Below are 13,352 nucleotides of genomic sequence, written 5' to 3' on the forward strand. Positions count from 1 at the left end.
TCATAGTCCTGGCATTTCGGGTTTCGACAATGAAAGAGAATTTTTCGGTGAAGCAGCCGGATTCCGCAGGCGACGTCGTTGCCGGCATCGATGTCGGCGGAACCTTCACCGACCTCATTTTGATCGACGGCAAAGATGGCGGAAAGGTGCATATCGCCAAGACGCCGACGACGGTCGACAATCAGGCGTTCGGCGTGGTTTCAGCGCTGGGCGCCACAGGCTTTGCCATAGACGGCATCGACCTCATCGTGCATGGCACGACCACCACCACCAATGCGGTGCTGGAACGCAGGCTGGCGAAAACCGGCATGATCACCACGCGCGGTTTTCGCGACGTGATCGAGCTTGGCCGCCGCACACGGCCGCAGCCCTATGGCATGACCGGAAGCTTCGTTCCGATCATCCCGCGTGATCTCAGGCTGGAAGTTTCGGAGCGCGTCGAGGCGTCGGGCGCGGTGCGCACGCCGCTCGACGAGGCCGAGATGCGCGACGCCGTGAAGACGCTGATCGCGGCCGGCTGCGAGTCCCTCGTCATCCATTTCCTGCATTCCTACGCCAATCCTGGACATGAGCGGCGCGGGGCCGAAATCGCCGCCGAGCTTTGGCCGAACGGCTACATCACGACTGGCCATGCGCTGCTGTCGGAAGCCCGCGAATTCGAGCGCGGGGTGACCGCCGCGGTCAACGCCTCGGTGCAGCCGATCCTCGAGCGTTATGTCGAGCGGCTGCGCAAGGAATTGGCTGACAAGGGCTATGCCCGCGACTTCCTGATCATGAACGGCAATGGCGGCATGATCTCGGCCCGTTTCGTCACGCGCGAGTCGGCCAAGACCGTGATGTCCGGCCCGGCCTCCGGCGTCATCGCCGCCGCCTATACGGGCAAGCGCGCCGGCTTTGAAAACCTCGTCACCTACGACATGGGCGGCACCTCGACCGATGTGGCGCTGATCCGCAACGCCGAGCCGGCGGTCTCCAACGAGATCGAGATCGAATATGCGATGCCGATCCACGTGCCGATGGTGGCGGTGCATACGGTCGGTGCCGGCGGCGGCTCCATCGCCCGGGTCGATGCCGCCGGGCTGATCCAGATCGGCCCGGAAAGTGCCGGCGCCAATCCCGGCCCGATCTGCTACGGTCGTGGTGGAGCCGAGCCGACCATCACCGACGCCAATCTGGTGCTGGGCCGGCTGGCGCCGAAAAAGCTGCTGGGGGTCGAAAATCCGGTCACCGTCGAGCGGGTCACCGGCATTTTCGAAGACAGAATAGGCAAGGCCACCGGCCTCTCCGGCGTCGAAGCGGCGGGCGCGGTGCTGCGCCTGGGCAACATGAAGATGGCCGGCGCCATCCGCATGGTCTCGGTGTCGCGCGGCCATGATCCGCGTGATTTCGCGCTGTTCGCCTTCGGCGGCGCCGGGCCGTTGCATGCCTCCGCCCTGGCGCGCGAACTCGGCCTGCCCCGTGTGCTGGTGCCGGCCCGTCCGGGCATCACCAACGCGCTCGGCTGCGTCGTCGCCGATCTGCGTCATGACTTCGTCAACACCATCAACCAGCCGGTCGCCGGGCTCGATGAAGCCAGGCTTCGCGAGGTGCTGGAACGTCACCGCTGGGAAGGCGAGGAACTGATCGGCAAGGAAGCGGTGAAGCCGGAAACGATCCGCGTCACCCATTCCGCCGACATGCAGTTCGTCGGCCAGACCCACATCATCAACGTGCCGTTGCCGTCTTCATCGGTGACAAGGCAGGAGTTGCAGGCGCTGTTCGAAAAAGCCTATTTCGCCCGCTTCAAGGTCGAGCTGCCGGAGATCCGCGCCAATCTGGTCAACCTCAACACGTCGGTGACGGGCGTGCGGCCGGCGATCGACCTGTCACGGCTGATCGACCCGGCCGGACGTACAAAGACGCTAGACGAGGCGCTGCGCGAAACAAGGCCTGTCTGGTACGCAGGACGCTGGCACGATACGCCGATATACGCACGCGAAAAGCTGCCGCCCGATGCCGTCATCGAAGGGCCGGCGATCCTCGAACAGATGGACGCCACCACCGTGCTCGAACCCGGCGACCGCGCAAGATCGGACGCCGACGGCAACATCATCATCGATATCGGCGAGGCCTGAGATGCAAAAGCTCGACGCCATCACGCTTTCGGTCCTGCAGGCTGCCCTCCAGCAGGTCTGCGACGAGATGGATCTCACTTTCTCCCGCGCGGCCTTCTCGCCTGTCATCGCCGAAGCCAATGACCGCTCCGACGGCATCTACTCGGCCGTCGACGGCTCGCTGATCGCACAAGGCAGCCAGGGCCTGCCGGTGTTCGTCGGCGTCATGCAGTATTCGACCAAAACGGTGATCGAGATGATCGCCGACGGCCGTTGCCTGCCGCCTGAGCCGGGCGACATCTATATCGTCAACGATCCCTATCTCGGCGGCACGCATCTCATGGACGTGCGCTTCGCCATGCCAGTCTACCGCGACGGCAAGATATTTTGCTGGCTATCGAATACCGGCCACTGGCCCGATATCGGTGGCTCGGTGCCGGGCGGCTTCTCCGCCTCCGCCACAGCCGTCGAGCAGGAAGGCCTGCGGCTGCCGCCGGTCAAGCTGTTCAAGAAGGGCGTGCTCGACACCGAAATCTACGCCATCATCTGCTCCAACATCCGCGTCGCCGACCAGCGCATCGGCGATATAAGGGCGCAAGCCGCGGCACTGCTGATCGGTCAGGACCGGCTCAATGGAATCCTCGATCGTTACGGGGACGAAACCGTCGTCGGGGCGATCGCCGAACTGCGTCGCCGCGCCGCCGAGCAGATGCGCGCCGACATCTCCGCCATTCCCGACGGCACATACAGTTCGAAGGCCTTTGTCGACTCGGACGGCGTGGTCAACGAACCGCTGACCATCGCGCTCGCCGTCGAGAAGCAGGGCGACACGCTGACCTTCGATTTTACCGGCTCGTCAAAACCATGCGCGGGGCCGATGAACAGCGTGCTGGCGACGACATTGTCGTCGGTCTATCTCGCCATGCGCCATATTTTCCCTGATGTGCCGATCAGCGCCGGCGCTTTCGAGCCCCTGATCGTCAAGCGGCCGGAAGGCACGTTCCTCGACGCCAAATACCCGCGTCCCGTCTCCGGCTGTGCGGCTGAAGTCTCGCAGCGCATCGCCGAGGCGGTGTTCGCGGCGATGGTGCAGGCGCTGCCGGAAAAGGTGACGGCCGCGCCCGCTGGCTCCAGCGGCAATTTCGCGCTGGGCGGCAACGATCCGGCGCGCGGCCGCGACTATGTGATGTATCAGATCTCCGGCGGCGGCTATGGCGGCAATTCCGGCCATGACGGCCTGACCAATGGCTGCTCGACCATCGGCATTTCGAAATCGCCGCCGGTCGAGATCATGGAGCAGGCCTTTCCGGTTCTCTACCGCCACTATGCCTTGCGCGAAGGCTCCGGCGGCGCCGGCAAGCAGCGCGGCGGTTTTGGCCTCGCCTATGAGGTCGAGATATTGCGAGGAGAGGCGCGCGCGTCCTTCGTCATGGACCATGGCCGTTTCGGCCCGCAAGGCGCGCTCGGCGGCAAGGACGGCGCGGTGAACACGGTGACCGTGTTCCGCGACGGCGAGGCACATGTGCCGCCGCATCTGTCCAAGGAACAGGACATCGCGCTCAAGGCCGGCGACCGCGTGAGGGTCGGCACGCCCGGGGGCGGCGGCTATGGTGATCCGCGTGAGCGCGACCCGAAACTGGTCGCCGAAGACATCAGGCTTGGTTACTACACCGTTGAACAAGCCAAAGAGCTGTTCGGAACCTGACAGCCGACAGGCCCGAGCCGCGTCAGGTCTGCAGCTTAGCCTTCAGCGCATCGGCGAATTTTTGCGCGATCTTCTTGAAGCCGGCGGGATCGGGATGCAGTTCGTTGGCCCAGTCGGCCACCTTCAACGTTCCCTGCGTGTCGACCAGATGGAAATTGTTGTTGGGATCGTCGGCCAGGCGCTTCACCACATCGCGGAACGCCGCCAGCGCGTCGTGAACGATGACCGTGCCCTTGGCGACCGTCCAGTTGCAGAAATCGAGCGACGGTTTCAGCCACGGGCCGACACAGGACGGATGCGCTCCGTTCGGGATCGGAAAATCATAGCAATGGCCAAAGATCGGCACGCCTGGCGCGACGCGGTCGCGCAGCGCGAACAAATCGAGATAGCAGGCCTCGACCATGCCGAGCGCCTTGGTGAAGCGGTTCTTGTTCAGCCCGGGGGCGTGGCCGTCATTGAAGTCGAGGAAGATGCAGAACTGGTCGCCGGCAATGTCGTTGCCACCGGCAGAGAACAGGATGGCATCGGGCTTGCCGTCCAGCCAGTTGGCCTTGTTGCGCAGGGCGGCGATCATGCGCTGCTGCTTGGGCAGCGACATCTCGTCGGTCGCCGCATCGCCATGATGGGCAAGGTTGAGGATGGTCGGCGGCATCGAGCCGATGCGGCGCAGCTGCGCGATCACGTCGGTGTCGACGAACGGAAAGCCGTTGCCGGTGAGCGGATAGTCGAACCAGGAATCGCCCTGCGCCAGCATCACCAGCGGCCGGTTGGCGACGGCCGCCTCGAGATTGCCGGCGCTTTCCCTTGCGGTTTCGAGCCGCTCGATGTTGGCTTGGTGAACCCTGATGCGTTTGGCGATGTCGTCGTCGATGCGGCGTTGCGCGGCTTCCTGCACGAATTCCTGCTGGTCCATCCCCAGGTCCCTCCCACGACCGTCTACTTCCAGCTGAGCATGCGCCCATGTCCATGATCGGTCTGTAATTTAGATCACAGTAAGATTCCTGGGGAAGGACGGCTTGCCGCGCCGTGATCGCCGCAGAGCATGTCGTTTCCGTCTCCGTGGGGCCTGCAAAAGACCATAGACTTCTATCCTTGTTTTCGCGCAATTCCGGACGGGAAACCGCCAACACCTTCCCTGGAATTGCTTAGTCAACGGAGATCAGGAACATGCGTCTTTTCGGTCGTTTCGTGCTTGCCGCTTCCGCCGCCCTGCTGCTTGGGACCGGTGCTGCCTCCGCCGAGAAACTCAGGATCGGGACCGAGGGCGCCTATCCGCCCTTCAACTATGCCAATTCGGACGGCACGCTGGGCGGCTTCGACATCGACCTCGGCAAGGCGCTGTGTGCCGAGATGAAGGCCGAGTGCGAATTCTCCGTACAGGATTTCGATGGTTCCATTCCGGCGCTGCAGGCCGGCAAGTTCGACGCCATCATCAACATCACCATCACGCCGGAACGGGCCGAGAAGGTCGAGTTCACCCACAAATATTACCAGACGCCGCCGGCCATCGCCGTGCCGAAGGATTCGACCATCGCCGGCACATCGCCGGACGATCTGAAGGGCAAGGTGCTGGGCGTGCAGAGCGCAACCATCCACCAGAATTTCGCCGAGCAGAAATACTCCGGCTCGACCGTGAAAGCCTATCCGACCGGCGACGACGCCCGCACCGACATGGCCAATGGCCGGCTCGACGCGATGATGGACGGCTCGATCATCCTGACCGAATGGCTGAAGAAGCCCGATGGCGCCTGCTGCAAATTGCTCGGCACGCTGACCGCCGATCCGGCCATTCATGGACCCGGCGTCGGCATCGCCCTGCAAAAGGGCAACAAGGAACTGGCCGACAAGTTCAATGCCGCCATCGACGCCCTGCGTGCCAACGGCAAGTACAAGGAAATCAACGACAAATACTTCTCGTTCGACGTGTACGGAAGTTAACCCATTCACCGCTCCTACCTCGGCAGCGCCATCAGGCGCTGCCGTTTTCATGAGATGACGGAGAAGTTCCTTGGTTGAGCGGCGCTCCCCTTTCTACAACAGCATTGTCGGCCTGGGCGCGACGATGGGCAGGGTCGGCGGCGATTTCGTCTCGGCCAAAACTTACTCCGGCATTGCCGACGAGCACCTGAACACGCGCAAGAATGTCGGCGTGCAGGATCTCAGCACCATGGGCAAGATGGACATCAAGGGGGCGGAAGCCGAGGCGCTGGTCAACCACATCATCGTCAACGATGCCGCCGCGATGAAGCCTGGCCAGGTGCGCTATTCCACCGTCTGCCGCGACGATGGCGGCATCATGGACGACCTCACCGTGTTCCGGCTGGCGCCTGAGCATTTCATGCTGGTGACCGGCTCGGTCAACCGGCTGAAGATGCTGCCCTGGCTGCAACATCATGCTGAAGCGCGAAAGGCCTATGTCACCGACATTACGGCGGCCGTCGCCTTTCCGACGATACAGGGGCCGCGCTCACGCGAGCTGCTGAAAGCGATAGTGTCGGATGCCGATCTCGATGAGTTGAAACGCTGGGCGTTCACTTCAGGGCGCGTCGGCGAGACCAAAGTCCTGATCTCACGCACCGGGGTGACCGGCGAGCTCGGCTTCGAACTGTTCGTGCCGGCGGACGAGGCCACTTCCGTCTGGGACGCGCTGATGCGGACCGGTAGCGATTTCGGCCTGAAGCCATACGGCGTGCTGGCCATGTTCACGCTCGGGCTGGAAAAGGCCTATCCGGCGCATGGCATCGACATGGACGAGAGCCGTACGCCCTTCCATGTCGGGCTCGATCGCTGGATCAAGTTCGACAAGAGCGAGTTCATCGGCCGCGAGGCATTGCTCACAATTCGCGACAAGGGGCTCGACGAACGCTGGACCGGGCTGATTCTCGACGGTGACAAGCCGGCCGCGACGGATGCCAGGGTTTTCGCCGACGGCGAGGATGCCGGCGTCGTCACCTACAGCGATCACGGCTATTCCTTAGGCAAAGTTCTGGCGACGGCGCATTTGCGGCTGCCGTTCACCGCCATTGGGACCGAACTCAGCATCGACATTGACGGCAAGCCGACCCGCGCGGTGGTGGCGCCGATGCCATTCTTCGATCCTGAAGGCGCTCGGCTGCGGGCCTAAATCAGGCTAACTTCGCTAGCAGCCGCATAAACGTGGCCGCTTCCTTGGCCGTCAGCGGCGCCAGTGTCTCCTGGGTGATGGCGCGGGCCAACGGGATCAGCCGTTCGATCGCCTCGCGTCCCTCTGGCGTGAGGTTGACCAGCAGCCGCCTCTTGTCGACCTCGTGCTTGGTCAGGTCTACCAGGCCTCGCGCTTTCAGCCGGTCGATGACGCCCTTGACCGTCGCCGCGTCCATGGCGATCAGCGTGCCCAACTGGTTCTGCGAGGTCTCGCCGACATCGTGCAGCTTGGCAAGTGCAGCAAATTGCGGCGGCGTCAGGTCGCTGATCTGGGCGGCAAAGATCGAGACATGGCGCTGATGCGCCTTGCGCAGGATGAAGCCGACCTGCTCCTGCAGGCGGTAATCATGTTCGTCGGGCTCTTCGGCCTCGACCAGCTTGAGAAGATTGTCACCGCCGCTCATCGCAGGCCATCCCAGGCCTTGATGTCGCCTGCAGCCAGGCCGCCCATGCGGTCGTGCACGCGCGGGCCGCAGCTCATGGCGAGGCAAAACAGGATTTCGTCGGCACGCGGCCCGTCGCTGAGGCCGACCTCCATGGCGTCGAAATGGCTGCGGACATAGGCAGCGTTGGTGTGGCCGAGCGGCACGTCGAGCCGCGAGCCGAACGCCCCGACCTTGGTTGCCGACGGCACGATGGCCTTGGCGTCGCCCAGCCGCTCGCGCATGGCATAACCGCCCGGCACATGCCAGAGCGCGCCGTGCTCCAGCTCCCCTGACGAACCGACAATGGTGCCCTTGCCGTAGGCGTCGATCTGCTTGATGTCGCCGCCCAATGCGGCAATGAGCTTGTCGGTGAGCAGCAGGCCAAGCGGCTTCAGATCGTCCATAGCGCTCTGCAATTCTTCGACGTAGCGGCCGGCGAACGGGTTCTTCACCAGCGCCACGGCCGCCGCGCGGCGGCGCGGCACAGCTGCGGCCGGGCCGCCATCGTGAAAAATGTCTTCGGTCAGAACCGCAATCTTGCGGATCGGAAACTCAGGCATGGGCAACTTCCTTCCCTGGATTTTTGTTGGGCGCGGCAAGCGCCATGGAACCACTGATGCGCGCTTCCCCGCCTAGAAACAGCGCCGATGCGGCAATCAGGCCGCGCCGGCGAAAATCTTCGGCGACGGCAAGGCCATTGTCCAGCGCCCGCTCCACATCGCCACGCGCGAGCATGCCGACGGCTTGTGTCACCAGCCGCGCGCCGAGATCGCTGTCGGGCGCCAAGTCGTGCGCGGGAATGCGCTTGATGGCGGGATTGCCGGGCAGGTCGACGGCGTTGGCAATGAGCGTCGCCGCCGCATCGGCCTCGGCGCCGGTGCGGGCCAGCACGGTGACGGCGTCGGCAATGCCAAGCGAGAACGAACGGCCGCGCCAGCCGCTGGTGGCGACGCCGCGCACGCCGTCCGCCGAGCGAATGGTGAGGCGGTCGGCCATGCCGTTGCCGGTGCCGGCGATCGCCAGGTTCATCGACTGGCCCTTGCCGATATGGAGGGCGCTGTCGCCGCCATTGTTGACATAGGCCCGGTCGAGCTTGCGACCGGCAAGCAATGCCGAGAGCATTTCGTCGGCTACCGATCCCGCGACGGCGGCCATCGGCGTGATGAAGCATTCCGCCAACGGCATGACGGCTGCTTCCATGCGCCGCGCGGTCGGGCCGGCGAAGGTGCGCGGCGCCAGGAAAAATGCCGGCAGCCGCAATTCGGGAAGCTCCTCGACCAATTCGATCAGGATCGTCTGGAAGCGCTCGATCGCCTGATCGTAGGCGGCACGACACTCAGCCGCCTCACCAAAGGCCTCGACGATCAGGTCGATCGGCCCGTGGTTGAGGTGCAGCCGCTTGCCGTCCTGCAGCCAGTGGACTTGCGGGCCTTGCATCAAGAGGCCCCGTTCGAGCCGGCGCGGCGCAACTGCGCCAGCGGCGGCCATGGATTGTGGGCCTCGGCGCCTGAGCCGCGGCGCGGGTTGAGATATTCGCCGCCTTTGGCAACGATATCCTCGACGCTGCGTATCTCGGCCTCGTAGCCGCCCAGCCGGACATAGTCGTCGCGGCGTAGCGTGAATTCGATCGGCGCCACCAGCGCCGGCGTCGGCACATAGCCGAAGGCGCCTTCCGGCACGCGCATGACGTCGACCATCAGCGTGATGCCGCCCCCCGGCCAGACATAGACCGGCGCGCCGCCAACGGTAACATAGGTCTTCAAGCCCTGCACCGAGCGGGTGAGATTGACCGGGTTTTCGGTGACGCCGGCGCGCAGCGAACCGCCGGCGCCGCCGATGAACAGCACGGTGCAGAGCGCCGGCTCGCAATTGTCCTCGATCAGGCCGACCGATTTCTGCAGCCGCTCGGGGAACGGTTTTTCCACCGGCTTCAACTCGTCGTCGAGCTCGTAATAGGCGAACTGCTCGCCGGTGGTCGACACCATCAGCAGCGACAGGCCGGGCCGGGCGCCCTTCTTGGCGTTCCATTCGCCGAGGATCGACAGCGGGTCGGAAATCGAGGTGCCGCCCCAGCCGAGGCCGGGCTCGGAAACCTTGAAATAGCGGCCCGGCGTCGAACGGCGGCCGATGATCTTGATGCCGGTATCCTGCCAGCCCAGCACCTTGCCGGCCTGATGCTCGGAGACGACGCCGGTGATATGGTCGTCGACCACCACCACCTCGTCGACAAGGCCGCGCCATTGCGTGGCGAACATGCCGATGGTGGCCGAGCCGCAGCCGACCCGCATGCGGTGTTCCTGCTTGCCGTCGATGACGGGTGGTTTGCCGGCTTCGACGGTGATGGTGGCGCCGCCATCGATGGTCAGTTCGACCGGCTTGCGATTGCACAGACTGAGCATCGCGTCACAGGTTGCCCGGCCTTCGGCCTTGGAGCCACCGGTCAAATGATGCACTCCGCCGAGCGACAGCATCTGCGAGCCGTATTCGCCTGTCGTGACGTGGCCGATCGGCTCGCCTTGCGCGCGCACGATTGCCGTTTCGGGACCGAGATGGCGGTCGGTATCGATCTTCACCTTGACGCCGCAGTACGAAAAAATGCCTTCGGTGACCACGGTCACCAGATCGACCCCCTCGACCTCCTGGCTGACGATGAAGGGAGCCGGCTTGTAGTCGGGATAGGTGGTGCCGGCGCCGATTGCAGTGACGAAGCGGCGGCCGGTGTTGACCAGTTCGCCGTCCCATTGCTCGCCCTCGGCAGTGAAAGGCACGACCGCGGCGCCGCTCTCTGCCGCATGGTCGAGGATGGTCAGCGGGTCCATACGCACGATGCGGCCACCGACATTGCCGTAGCGGTCGCAGGCCCCGGTGCGGCCATCGGCGATGTAGCACATGACCGGACAGGCATCGCAGCGGATCTTTTCCGCCACCAGCTTTTCGCCGGGATCGTGGGTTTCGAAGCGTTCGGCAAGCTCGCTCATCGGCGTGCCTCCTTGTCGTCGATGCCATCTTTTTCGCGGATGGCGGCGCGGATGCGCGTCGGCGTCGCCGGAACCTTGGTGATGAGAACGCCGGTGGCGTGGCGTATGGCGTTGAGGATGGCGGGTGCGGTCGGGATCAGCACATGCTCGCCCAGGCCCTTGGCGCCGAACGGTCCCTCCGGATCGGGAACCTCGATCAATATGTGCTCGATCTCAGGCACATCGCCGATGGTCGGGATGAGATAGTCGTGCAAATTCTCGGTGCGGCCGGGGATGTATTCCTCCATCAGCGCCATGCCGATGCCTTGCGCGATGCCGCCTTCGATCTGGCCTTCGACCAGCAGCGGGTTGATAGCCTTGCCGACATCGTGCGCGGCGGTGATTTTCAAGAGCTTCACCGTGCCGAGCTTGAGGTCGACCTCGAGTTCGGCGATCTGCGCGCCATAGCCGTAGACGGCGTAAGGCTTGCCCTGGCCCTTGGCATCGAGCGGCAGCGTCGGCGGATCGTAGGTCTCCTCAGCGCGAAAGACGAAACTGTCCGCATCGACATCGAGCGCGGCGAGATCGATACGCCGAGTGGCTTCGCCCTCACGAATGACGATCACCGGACCGTCCAATTGCAGGGCCGCGTTCTCCGAGACATTGGCAAAGCGCAGGATCTTTTCGCGCAAGGCGCGGCCGGCTTTTTCGGCCGCCTTGCCGGTGACAAAAGTCTGGCGCGAGGCCGATGTTTTGCCGGCGTCCGGGCTGATCGCGGTGTCGGCGCTTCTCAGCTTGAATTTTTCCAGCGGCAGGTCAAGTGCGTCGGCGCAGATCTGGGCAATGACGGTGTTGGAGCCCTGGCCGATATCGACGGCGCCCTGATGCAGGATGACCTCCCCCTCTGGCGAGATACCGACCCGGATGGTCGACGGATTGGGCAGCGAGGTGTTGCCGCAGCCATACCAGCAGGACGCGATGCCGACGCCGCGCTTTTTGCTCGTATTGGCATTGTTGAATGTATCTGCGTCGGCCTTCGCGCGAGCCCAATGCGGCCGCAAGGAGTCGAGGCACTCGAATATGCCGACGCCCGACTCCAGTCGCTGTCCGGTAACCGTTTCGGATCCGTTCCGAAGGCAGTTCTTCAGCCGAAAATCGAGCCGGTCCATGCCCAGCTTGCCGGCGAGCTCATCATAGAGCGTCTCCTGCATGATCGTCGCCTGCGGCACGCCGAAGCCGCGGAAGGCGCCGGAAATCGGCCCGTGGGTGTGGATGGCGCGGCCTTCGGCGCGGTAATTCGGCGTCGCATAGGGACCGGAGGCATGCACCGGCACGCGGTTGGCGACGGTCGGGCCCCAGCTGGCATAGGCGCCGGTGTTGAAATCGCCGGAAAAGATCATGCCGGTGACATGGCCCTCGGCGTCAGTGCCGATCGTCGCCTTCATCTCGGCGGGGTGGCGCTTGGTGGTCGACATCATCGATTCGGTGCGGGTGTAGGCAAGCGCCGCCGGCCGGCCGGTTTTCAGTGCCACAAGGCCGATGAGCGGCTGCAGTGAAACGTCCAGTTTCGAGCCGAAGCCGCCGCCGGTCGCGGTCGGCACGATGCGCACCTTGTCGACGGCAAGACCGAGCACCTTCGCCGTTTCGTCGCGATCCATGTAGGGGGCCTGGGTGCAGGCGACGACGACCAGCGTGTCGCCGTCCATGTAGGCATGGCCGGCTTCCGGCTCGATATAGGCGTGCTCGACATAGGAGGTGTCGATGGCACCGGACACTGTGAAGGCAGCCTCGCCAAGCGCCGCCTCGGGGTCGCCGCGCTCGACAAAGCCCTTGGTCAACAAATTGGCCGGGCGGTTCGCGTGGATGAGCGCCGCCCCTTCTGCCTGCGCGTCGCCGGGCTGCAGAAAATGCGGCAGCTCGGTCCAGCGGACCGGGAAATCCTGGAGGTCGAGATCGAGCATGGCCTCGCGCTCGCCGGCGACCAGCGCCACTGCCTCGCCGCGCAGCCGCGCAAAGCCTTCGGCCAGCGCCGGCTGGTCGGCAAACGGACCGATGACGCCGAAACAGTTTTTTCCCGGAATGTCGGCGGCGGTGAAGACGCCGGCGATGCCGGGATGCGACTTCACCCAGCCCTCCAGGTCGCCGAAGGCGAAGCCGGCATGATAATGCGGCGAGCGGACCACCAGCACGGCCAGCGCATCGGCGGGAAAGGCATCGGCGCCGAATTTTTCAGCGCCGGTGACTTTTGGCACGCCGTCGAGCCGGACCGGGGAGGCGCCTACAGCATTCCCTGTGGTTGGCATTCTACGTTCAAAGTTGAATTCCAACGAATGACGTTGGCGCTGCCCCTCACCCTTACCCTCTTCCCGTGAAGAACGGGGAGAGGGGAGCGTCGGCGCTGGAGCACTTCCCTTCTCCCCGTCACTATACGGGGTGAAGGTGCCGGCAGGCGGATGAGGGGCAGCGCCGTCGGTCGACGTCTCGAACCGTCCCGCATCCATCACTGCCGCAATGATCTTTCTGTACCCGGTGCAACGGCACAGGATGCCACCCAGCGCATCCTGCACCTCGGTCTCGGTCGGATTCGGCGTGCCATCCACCAGCGCCGTTGCCGCGACCAGCAGCGCCGGCGTGCAGATGCCGCATTGCGCGGCGCCATGTGCCAGGAAGGACGCCTGCAGAGCCGAGAGCCGGCCATTGGCGAGGCCTTCGACGGTCGTTACGGACGTCCCGGCTGCGGAGGCCGCCGGCATCAGGCAGGCGCAGACGGCGTCGCCGTCGACCAGCACCGTGCAGGCGCCGCAATCGCCGGCATCGCAGCCAACCTTGGTGCCCGTCAGCTGCAATTCGTCGCGCAAAACCTGCGACAGACGGCGCAGCGGCGGCACATTGACCGAGACGGCGGCGCCATTGACGGCGAAGGCGATCTCGGCGCGATCGAGGCCGACGCCCGGCACGAGGTCGGGCAGGGCTTCAATCATCTCGGAGT

10 protein-coding genes are annotated in these 13,352 nt (G+C 64.6%); 4 read left to right on the forward strand and 6 right to left on the reverse strand.

All coding sequences use genetic code 11. From position 1 onward, the window contains the following. The first annotated feature begins 29 nt into the window (after nt 1-29). Both NKH22_RS06075 and NKH22_RS06080 read left to right on the forward strand, forming a co-directional pair. Nucleotides 30-2,114 carry a hydantoinase/oxoprolinase family protein gene (locus tag NKH22_RS06075; RefSeq protein ID WP_352909154.1) on the forward strand — a complete coding sequence of 695 codons (2,085 nt, stop codon included), beginning with the start codon at nt 30-32 and terminating at the stop codon, nt 2,112-2,114. 1 nt (nt 2,115) lies between these two features. Next, nucleotides 2,116-3,798, forward strand: a complete 1,683-nt coding sequence (locus NKH22_RS06080; RefSeq protein WP_352909156.1) for a hydantoinase B/oxoprolinase family protein — start codon at nt 2,116-2,118, stop codon at nt 3,796-3,798. 22 nt (nt 3,799-3,820) lie between these two features. Here NKH22_RS06080 and NKH22_RS06085 read toward each other — a convergent pair whose 3' ends face one another. Next, the gene (locus NKH22_RS06085) at nt 3,821-4,711 is read right to left on the reverse strand and encodes an SGNH/GDSL hydrolase family protein (RefSeq protein ID WP_023689203.1); all 891 of its coding nucleotides are present in this window, start codon (nt 4,709-4,711) and stop codon (nt 3,821-3,823) included. 254 nt (nt 4,712-4,965) lie between these two features. Here NKH22_RS06085 and NKH22_RS06090 point away from each other — a divergent pair, with 254 nt between their 5' ends. Both NKH22_RS06090 and NKH22_RS06095 read left to right on the forward strand, forming a co-directional pair. Next, nucleotides 4,966-5,736, forward strand: coding sequence for an ABC transporter substrate-binding protein (locus NKH22_RS06090; RefSeq protein ID WP_023755444.1), 771 nt, complete (start codon nt 4,966-4,968; stop codon nt 5,734-5,736). Between the two features lie 70 nt (nt 5,737-5,806). Further along, nucleotides 5,807-6,922 carry an aminomethyl transferase family protein gene (locus tag NKH22_RS06095; RefSeq protein WP_352909158.1) on the forward strand — a complete coding sequence of 372 codons (1,116 nt, stop codon included), beginning with the start codon at nt 5,807-5,809 and terminating at the stop codon, nt 6,920-6,922. A 1-nt stretch (nt 6,923) separates the two neighbouring features. Here the strand turns inward: NKH22_RS06095 and NKH22_RS06100 are convergent, their stop codons facing one another. Genes NKH22_RS06100 through NKH22_RS06120 form a run of 5 tightly spaced genes read right to left on the reverse strand, consistent with a single transcriptional unit; the run spans nt 6,924 to nt 13,344 of the window. Continuing rightward, complete coding sequence (locus NKH22_RS06100; protein ID WP_023671294.1) at nt 6,924-7,385, reverse strand: MarR family winged helix-turn-helix transcriptional regulator; 462 nt, start codon at nt 7,383-7,385, stop codon at nt 6,924-6,926. Continuing rightward, the gene (locus NKH22_RS06105; protein WP_352909159.1) at nt 7,382-7,966 is read right to left on the reverse strand and encodes an amino acid synthesis family protein; all 585 of its coding nucleotides are present in this window, start codon (nt 7,964-7,966) and stop codon (nt 7,382-7,384) included. Before NKH22_RS06105 ends, NKH22_RS06100 begins: the two co-directional genes overlap by 4 nt. Further along, nucleotides 7,959-8,843, reverse strand: a complete 885-nt coding sequence (locus NKH22_RS06110) for a UPF0280 family protein (RefSeq protein WP_352655546.1) — start codon at nt 8,841-8,843, stop codon at nt 7,959-7,961. Before NKH22_RS06110 ends, NKH22_RS06105 begins: the two co-directional genes overlap by 8 nt. Beyond that, complete coding sequence (locus tag NKH22_RS06115; RefSeq protein WP_352909161.1) at nt 8,843-10,384, reverse strand: 6-hydroxynicotinate reductase; 1,542 nt, start codon at nt 10,382-10,384, stop codon at nt 8,843-8,845. The genes NKH22_RS06110 and NKH22_RS06115 overlap by 1 nt, the downstream gene beginning before the upstream one ends. After that, nucleotides 10,381-13,344, reverse strand: coding sequence for a molybdopterin-dependent oxidoreductase (locus NKH22_RS06120; protein ID WP_352909163.1), 2,964 nt, complete (start codon nt 13,342-13,344; stop codon nt 10,381-10,383). Before NKH22_RS06120 ends, NKH22_RS06115 begins: the two co-directional genes overlap by 4 nt. Nucleotides 13,345-13,352: the final 8 nt, after the last annotated feature.

The organism is Mesorhizobium sp. M1252 (assembly GCF_040318265.1).
GTDB lineage: Bacteria > Pseudomonadota > Alphaproteobacteria > Rhizobiales > Rhizobiaceae > Mesorhizobium.

Bases quoted from the DNA above. Each gene is read 5' to 3' on its own strand.
- NKH22_RS06090 (WP_023755444.1), top strand. From the start codon at position 4,966: ATGCGTCTTTTCGGTCGTTTCGTGCTTGCCGCTTCCGCCGCCCTGCTG.
- NKH22_RS06080 (WP_352909156.1), top strand. From the start codon at position 2,116: ATGCAAAAGCTCGACGCCATCACGCTTTCGGTCCTGCAGGCTGCCCTC.
- NKH22_RS06120 (WP_352909163.1), bottom strand. From the start codon at position 13,344: ATGATTGAAGCCCTGCCCGACCTCGTGCCGGGCGTCGGCCTCGATCGC.
- NKH22_RS06100 (WP_023671294.1), bottom strand. From the start codon at position 7,385: ATGAGCGGCGGTGACAATCTTCTCAAGCTGGTCGAGGCCGAAGAGCCC.
- NKH22_RS06110 (WP_352655546.1), bottom strand. From the start codon at position 8,843: ATGCAAGGCCCGCAAGTCCACTGGCTGCAGGACGGCAAGCGGCTGCAC.
- NKH22_RS06105 (WP_352909159.1), bottom strand. From the start codon at position 7,966: ATGCCTGAGTTTCCGATCCGCAAGATTGCGGTTCTGACCGAAGACATT.
- NKH22_RS06075 (WP_352909154.1), top strand. From the start codon at position 30: ATGAAAGAGAATTTTTCGGTGAAGCAGCCGGATTCCGCAGGCGACGTC.
- NKH22_RS06085 (WP_023689203.1), bottom strand. From the start codon at position 4,711: ATGGACCAGCAGGAATTCGTGCAGGAAGCCGCGCAACGCCGCATCGAC.
- NKH22_RS06115 (WP_352909161.1), bottom strand. From the start codon at position 10,384: ATGAGCGAGCTTGCCGAACGCTTCGAAACCCACGATCCCGGCGAAAAG.